A 6661-nucleotide genomic window follows, 5' to 3' on the forward strand; every position below is an offset into this window, starting at 1 on the left:
CCGGGTCGCCCGTCCGGCGACCGCCGTCCGGGCCCACTGATCACCGGCTGTCCTATAGTGCGCAGGTGACGACCAACGGCCCCTCCCCCGCGCAGTCGAGCCCGGGAACGGCCTCCTCGCTGCGTATGGCCCTGCGCGTGGTCAACACCGTGCTGGACCGCGAGGCCTCCGGCCGCACCGGCTTCAACGTCAGCAGGCTCGCCGACGAGGTCGGCATCGAACGCAGCAAGGCGTCGCGCACCACTCAGGACCTGTGCGACAAGGGGTTCCTGGAACGCGGCGAGGACTCGACGCTGCGCGCCGGCAACGCCTTCTTCACCACGGCCGCGTCGTTGCACCCGGGCCTGCTCCGCCGCAGCCGCCCGCTCCTGCGCCGTATGGCGGTGGCGCACGGCGCCGGCGCACGGCTCTCCGTGCGCGACGGCGTCCAGGTCCGGTTGCTGCGCGCCGAGTCCGGCGCCGGCTTCGCCCAGGAGTGGCAGGGCCGGGCGAGTCTCGTCACTCCGTGCTGGTGCACCGGCGCCGGACGGGCTCTCCTCCTGGACCACACCACCGAGGAGATCACGGTCCTGCTGGACGACTACGAGCTGATCGGCGTCGGCGGTCCCAACGCGGCCCACAGCGCCGAGGAACTCGCCGCCGCCAACGACCGCGACCGCCGACGCGGCGTCGTCGCCGCGCACGGGGAGTTCGAGCACGGCGTCACCGAGTACGCCGTTGCGGTGCGCGACGGCGACGGACGCATCAGGGCCGCCCTCTCGATCGTCGGCAGGGAGCAGGACCTGCTGCCCCGGGAGGAGACGGTCCGCACCGATCTGACGGCGGCCGCGGCCGCGCTGGCCGAAGCGTTCGGCGAACTCGACGCGCCGCGACCGCGGTAGCGGTCTGTCGCGCACCCGGCGCGCGCCTCCTCCCGTCCGGCGGAACCGCTCGTCGGCCGTGGTCGTCTTGTGCGCTGAACGTGTGCGAGCCAGGAATGTGGGGGAACGTCGTGATGCGGAACGTGACGAAGGCCGGTCTGGCGGTGGTGACCGTCGTGACGGTGCTCGGGGCCTCGGCCTGTGGCGGGAAGGCCGGCGCGACTGCCGCGGACGGCGGCCCGGGACCCGCGCACGGGAAGACGCGGCCCGCGCAGGGGAAGGAGTCCGTGACGTCCGCCGGGGACGGGCTGTCGTCCGATGCGGCGCCCGGGGCTCCGGGCACCGTGGGGACCTTGTCCGGGGCGGCGGGCGGCGCGGCGGCCCCCCTCACCCGGCACGTGCCGTGGAACCTGGACATTCTGGACCAGCGGTCGCGGCCGCTGAACGGGAAGCTCACCACCACCGCCACGGGCAAGGGCGTCCACGTCTACGTGATCGACACGGGGATGGACGTCGCCCACAAGGAGTTCGGCGGACGTGCCCGCCTGGGAGCCGACTTCGTGGGTGCGAAGGACTCCGGCGACTGTTTCAGCGAGGAGGGGATCGGCCACGGCACGTTCGTCGCGGGCGTCATCGGCGGGGCGAAGTACGGTGTCGCGCCCAGGGCGGAGCTCGTCCGGGTGCAGGGCGTGCTGTGCGAGAGCGGCGGCGGCGGTTCTGCCGCCGCCGCCGAGGCCGCGCTGGTGAAGTCGGTCAAGTGGGTCACCGCGCACGCGCAGAAGCCCGCGGTGGTGAACATGTCACTCAACCTCGACCACCGGTCGGCGGTAGTGGAGTCCGCCGTGAAGAAGATGGTCGACGCGGGCATCCCGACCGTGGTGTCGGCCGGCAACTTCCATGACGACGCGTGCAGGCACTCCCCGGCCGGCGTCCCCGGCACGATCGTCGTGGCGGCCTCCACGTCGAACGACCGCCCGTGGAGCGACGGCGGCTCCTACGGTTCGGGGTACGGACGGTGCGTGGACCTGTACGCCCCCGGCCAGAAGGTGACCGCCGCGCTCGCCGGCGGCGGCACCGTCACGGAGAACGGCGGCGCGACGTCGTGGGCCGCGCCGCACGCGACCGGCGTGATCGCGCTGTACCTGTCGGCCCACCCCCATGCCACGGCCAAGGAGGTCCACGTCTGGCTCGACCACACGGCCACCCGTGGCGTCGTGCACGGCGTGCGCTCCGACACTCCCAACCGGCTGCTCAACACCGGCGGCCTCTGACCCGGTCCGGTCGGGCCGGCGCCGCTCCCTCGCCTGTTCATGGCCGCTTCGCTATCGGTGCTCGGGGTTCTCGTAGTCGTGGCGGCAGCCCGCGTCCCAGGCGGTGCGCTGGTTGCCGTAGGCGGGAATGCCGCCCAGGTCCTTCAGTGCCCGCGCCAGGTGAAGGAGGTTCCAGGTCATGAACGTGGTGTTGCGGTTGGTGAAGTCGTTCTCCGGGCCCCCCGAGCCGGGGTCGAGGTAGGAGGGGCCGGGCCCCGCCTCGCCGATCCATCCCGCGTCCGCCTGGGGAGGGATGGTGTATCCCAGGTGCTGGAGGCTGTAGAGGACGTTCATAGCGCAGTGCTTGACGCCGTCCTCGTTCCCGGTGATCAGGCAGCCGCCGACCCGGCCGTAGTAGGCGTACTGACCGGCCTCGTTGAGCAGACTGGAGCAGGCGTAGAGGCGTTCGACGACCCGCTTCATCACCGAGCTGTTGTCGCCCAGCCAGATCGGGCCGGCCAGCACGAGGATGTCGGCCGCCATCACCTGCCGGTACAGGTCCGGCCAGGCATCCGTCTTCCAGCCGTGCTCGGTCATGTCGGGCCACACGCCGGTGGCGATGTCGTGATCAACCGCCCTCACGACGTCGACGCGTACCCCCTGGGCGCCCAGGACGGCGGTGCTCCGGTCGATCAGCCCCTGGGTGTTGCTCGTCTCCGGCGAGCGTTTCAGGGTGCAGTTGACGACCAGGGCCCGCAGGTCGTCGTACCGGGCCGGGGGCGTGTCGCTCGGGGGCGACGAAGCGGTCACACGATCCTCCAAGAGTTCGCCGCCGCCTCGAAACCCGGCGGCGCGTCGCATACGGATCAAGCCTGCGGGCCGTCCCCGGCGGCCGCCACCACAGGGCCTCCGAACGGCCGAACGGCACGTGCCCCCGGAGCCGGACGGGTGATCGCGGCGAGCCCGCGGGCCGCTCCCGCCCACGCCGGCCGAGCGCCCCGGCCCGACCGAAGGCCCCGCCACCTTGATCGCGGACCGACCCGCGGGCCGCGCGTCGGACGCCCGGTGGCGGGCTCCGCAGTCCGGCGCCGCGGCAGTCGCGCACCGTCACCCGTCACCGTGTCACCGTGGCGGTGGGCCACCCTCCACCCGCCGTCCTCACGGCGGTACACCCAGTGGCCTGCGACCGGAGGATCACGATCCTCCTTTTTCTCGCCCCGGAGACATCCGGCGGCCGACGGGTGCGAGACCATGGCCTCGCACCGCAACCGCGGTGGCCGAAAATGTGTCTTCCCACGCGTGGCTCGATGCTCGGAGGACGACGGCCGGGCCGCGCGGCCGCCTCAGGGGGGATGAAATGGACACATGGGCAGTGCCCGGATACTCCGAGTCGCTGGAGCTCGGGGCAGGGGCGAGCGGGCGGGTCGTCCTGGCCGTGCACGAGGAGACCGGTGTTCCGGTCGCGGTCAAGTACCTCAGCGAGTCGCTGCGCACCCGGCCGGGCTTCGTGCACGGGTTCAGGGCGGAGGCGCGGCTGCTCGGCGGACTGGAGAGCTCCTACGTCGCCGAGTTGTACGAGTACGTGGAGAGTCCGGACGGCGCCGCCATCGTGATGGAGCTGGTGGACGGCGTCTCGCTGCGAACCCTGCTGACCAGGGCGGCCCCGCTCGACCCCGAGGCCGCTCTCGTGATCCTGAAGGGATCGCTGCTCGGTCTGGCCGACGCGCACCGCCTCGGCGTCGTCCACCGTGACTACAAGCCGGAGAACGTCCTGGTCGTGCCCGACGGGTCGTCCAGGCTCGTCGACTTCGGGATCGCGGTGGACGTCGGCGCCAGCGCCGGCGCGGCGGGCACGCCGTCCTACATGGCCCCGGAGCAGTGGACCGGCGCCCCCGCCTCTCCCGCCGCCGACGTGTACGCGGCCACCGCCACGTTCTTCGAGTGTCTGACGAGCCACCGGCCGTACTCGGGCGGCAACCTCGCCGAACTCGCCCTGCAGCACGTCGACGCGCCGATCCCCGCCGACGAGGCCCCCGAGGCGGTGCGAGACCTGGTGCGGCGCGGCCTCGCCAAGGACCCGGCGGAACGACCGGCACACGCCGAGGCCTTCGTCACGGAACTGGAGGCGGCCGCCGGCGCCGCCTACGGGCCCGACTGGGAAGAACGCGGCCGCGGCCGGCTCGCCGCGCTGGTGGCTCTGGTACCGCTGCTGCTGCCGTCGGCCCGCAGCGCCCCGCGCTCCACCACGGACACCGCGCGCACGGTCCTGAGCCGGACACCGGCCCTCGGCCGGGCACGGTCATGGCTTCCCGGGCGTCCGGGGATGCTGGTGTCCGGTGCGGCCGTGATCCTGGGCGTCCTGCTGTCCTACAACCTCCCGCACGCCCCGGGAGTGACTCCGCAACAGGCGGCCCAGGCCCTGGCCACCACCAGCGCCCAGCCCGCCGCGCAGCCGGGAGGGTCCGACGCTCCGACCGCGTCGGCGCCCTCCTCTGCGTCCCCGACGTCCACCGCGTCGCCGTCCGCGTCGCCGTCCGCGTCGTCCGCGTCGCCCGGCCCTTCGGACTCCGGCCCGGCGAGCGAGAGCACCGGCGCCGGCGAGCCCTCGGCGTCCGCCACGGCGGATCCGCCCCTGGAGACGACGACGCCCGGCGGGCCGGCCACCGAGCCGACGCCGACGACCGCCTCCCCGACCGCGCCGCCCGCTCCCGCCGTCAAGGCCGTCGCGGTGACCGACTTCCGGCAGACGGGCTCGACGACCGCCACGGCGACCATCACCGTCACGGCGGACGGAACCGGCCCGCTCACCCTCACCGTGTCGTGGTCCACCAGCGACATCGGCAGGGGGCCCGGGAGCCCGGACGGCGTGTCCCAGACCTTCCGGCGAAGCGGCGCCACCCAGTACACCCTCACCGTCGAGCACACGTTCCGGAACACCGGCTGCTACTGGTCCGTAGCGGCCGCCACCACCCCTGCCTCCGCCGACGGCGGCGGCTCCCAGCGGCTTCTGACCAGGCAGTGTGAGATCCGATGACCGCGCCCGACGACCGCACCCTCGCAGCCGCGGAGGACCTCGAGCCCACCAGGACGCCCGGTCCGTCCGACGTGCGCGGCCCTGGCCCGGATCCCGGCCCGGTCGACGCCGACGCCGACGCCGAGTACAGCGCCACCGTGCTGGCCAGCCACTGGATCCAGAGGCCGTACGAGCCGGACGCCACCCTCGTCGAGCAGCCCTCGACACAGATCCTGGAACCGCCGGCGGGGACGACGCGGATGTGGACGCCCGAGCGGACGGTCACACCGGATCGTGCCGAAGGCACCGTGCTGCGTTTCGGTCCGGGTGTGACCGCCGCCGTCGCACGACGGACCGACAGGACGCTGCCCGCCCTGGCGCCGCCTCCCGCGCCCTCACGCCGGCGCCCTCGCAGACATGCCCTGCCCGCGCTGGTGCTGATCTGCGTCATCGCGTTCCTCGCCTGGCAGCGCCTCGGGCCGTCCCTCGCGGCGGGCTCGGTGCGGGTCACGGCCCGGCCGACCGCTCTGGGGTGCGGCGAGACCGCGGACATCGTCGGCCTCATCGCCACCAACGGCCGTCCGGGCACACTCTCGTACCGCTGGACCCGCAGCGACGGCACGGCCTCGGGCGTACTGCGGGAAGTGGTGGTCCGTGGCCGGAAGCAGGCCCGCGTGCACCTGCTGTGGACCTTCCAGGGCGAGGGTCACTACGCGGCCCGGGCCGAGCTGCATGTCCTCTCCCCCGTCGACCGCACGGTCGTCACCCACCTCACGTACGACTGTCCCTGACGGCAGTCGAGCCCGCGTGACGGGTGGCCGCGGTCCTCGGGCTCAGGCGCTGGCGTGGCGAGGGGCGACCGCGTGCCGCCGTGCGGCGTGGTGCGTCGGCCCGTTCGACACGGCGGGCCGGAGGCGTTGCAGCCACAGGGAGGCCGTCACCAACAGGCCCGTGAAGACCGCGAGGAGCAGTGCGGAGACCCACATCTGCCGGCTTGCGGGACGGGTCCATCCCGTCCAGGCCGCCGCGGCCGTCCACAACAGGACTCCTGCCGCGTAGAAGGCGCGGATCCGGCGCAGCTGCCGCACGGCCCGCAGGGTAACGACGTGATCAGTCTTCGGTGCCATGGCGACCGTGTACCCCGGTGTCCACTGTTCAGCCGACGCTCTTCACGTTCGGCCGACGCCGTTCGGCCGCCGTGTCGTCCGCCTCTCCTCCTGCCGACCGTTGCCCCCGAACCATCGCGGACGGGTCAGACGGCTCGGAGCCTGAAGTGGAGCAGGTCGGGGGCAACAGCTGGGGCGGGCCCGCTGTTCGGATCGGTCACCGTGGCCACCGCGAGGCCCGCGGCCGTGGCCAGCTTCTCGAACTGGTCCCGGCTGTACCAATGGATGACCCACGGGCGCTCTTCGACGGTGCTGTCCGAGCCGTGGTGCCGTTCTTGACTTGCACCTCGGGCTGAAGCCCGAGGATTCTGGCCTTCTCGATCGTTGCTGTGCCGCTACGCGGCACGGGGTTCGGTCGGGAATCCGTGGCTT

General features: G+C 73.3%; 6 protein-coding genes. 4 read left to right on the forward strand and 2 right to left on the reverse strand.

The features are described from left to right. Positions 1-65 precede the first annotated feature (65 nt). Positions 66-881 (forward strand): IclR family transcriptional regulator domain-containing protein, encoded by an 816-nt coding sequence (locus IE239_RS39360; RefSeq protein WP_190154248.1) that lies wholly within the window; start codon positions 66-68, stop codon positions 879-881. A 113-nt stretch (positions 882-994) separates the two neighbouring features. After that, positions 995-2131, forward strand: a complete 1137-nt coding sequence (locus IE239_RS39365; protein ID WP_190154249.1) for a S8 family peptidase — start codon at positions 995-997, stop codon at positions 2129-2131. Positions 2132-2182: 51 nt separating this feature from the next. Here the strand turns inward: IE239_RS39365 and IE239_RS39370 are convergent, their stop codons facing one another. Continuing rightward, the gene (locus IE239_RS39370; protein WP_190154250.1) at positions 2183-2920 is read right to left on the reverse strand and encodes a flavodoxin family protein; all 738 of its coding nucleotides are present in this window, start codon (positions 2918-2920) and stop codon (positions 2183-2185) included. 547 nt (positions 2921-3467) lie between these two features. Between IE239_RS39370 and IE239_RS39375 the strand changes: the two genes are divergently transcribed. After that, the gene (locus IE239_RS39375) at positions 3468-5144 is read left to right on the forward strand and encodes a serine/threonine-protein kinase (RefSeq protein ID WP_190154251.1); all 1677 of its coding nucleotides are present in this window, start codon (positions 3468-3470) and stop codon (positions 5142-5144) included. Then, the gene (locus IE239_RS39380; RefSeq protein WP_229878722.1) at positions 5141-5914 is read left to right on the forward strand and encodes a hypothetical protein; all 774 of its coding nucleotides are present in this window, start codon (positions 5141-5143) and stop codon (positions 5912-5914) included. The genes IE239_RS39375 and IE239_RS39380 overlap by 4 nt, the downstream gene beginning before the upstream one ends. Before the next feature lie 42 nt (positions 5915-5956). Here the strand turns inward: IE239_RS39380 and IE239_RS39385 are convergent, their stop codons facing one another. Beyond that, complete coding sequence (locus IE239_RS39385) at positions 5957-6250, reverse strand: hypothetical protein (protein ID WP_190154252.1); 294 nt, start codon at positions 6248-6250, stop codon at positions 5957-5959. Positions 6251-6661: the final 411 nt, after the last annotated feature.

The sequence above is a fragment of the Streptomyces humidus genome, from assembly GCF_014649655.1.
GTDB lineage: Bacteria > Actinomycetota > Actinomycetes > Streptomycetales > Streptomycetaceae > Streptomyces > Streptomyces humidus.

Excerpts from the sequence above, each read along its gene's own strand:
- IE239_RS39365 (WP_190154249.1), top strand. The coding sequence starts at position 995 with ATGCGGAACGTGACGAAGGCCGGTCTGGCGGTGGTGACCGTCGTGACG.
- IE239_RS39375 (WP_190154251.1), top strand. The coding sequence starts at position 3,468 with ATGGACACATGGGCAGTGCCCGGATACTCCGAGTCGCTGGAGCTCGGG.
- IE239_RS39380 (WP_229878722.1), top strand. The coding sequence starts at position 5,141 with ATGACCGCGCCCGACGACCGCACCCTCGCAGCCGCGGAGGACCTCGAG.
- IE239_RS39385 (WP_190154252.1), bottom strand. The coding sequence starts at position 6,250 with ATGGCACCGAAGACTGATCACGTCGTTACCCTGCGGGCCGTGCGGCAG.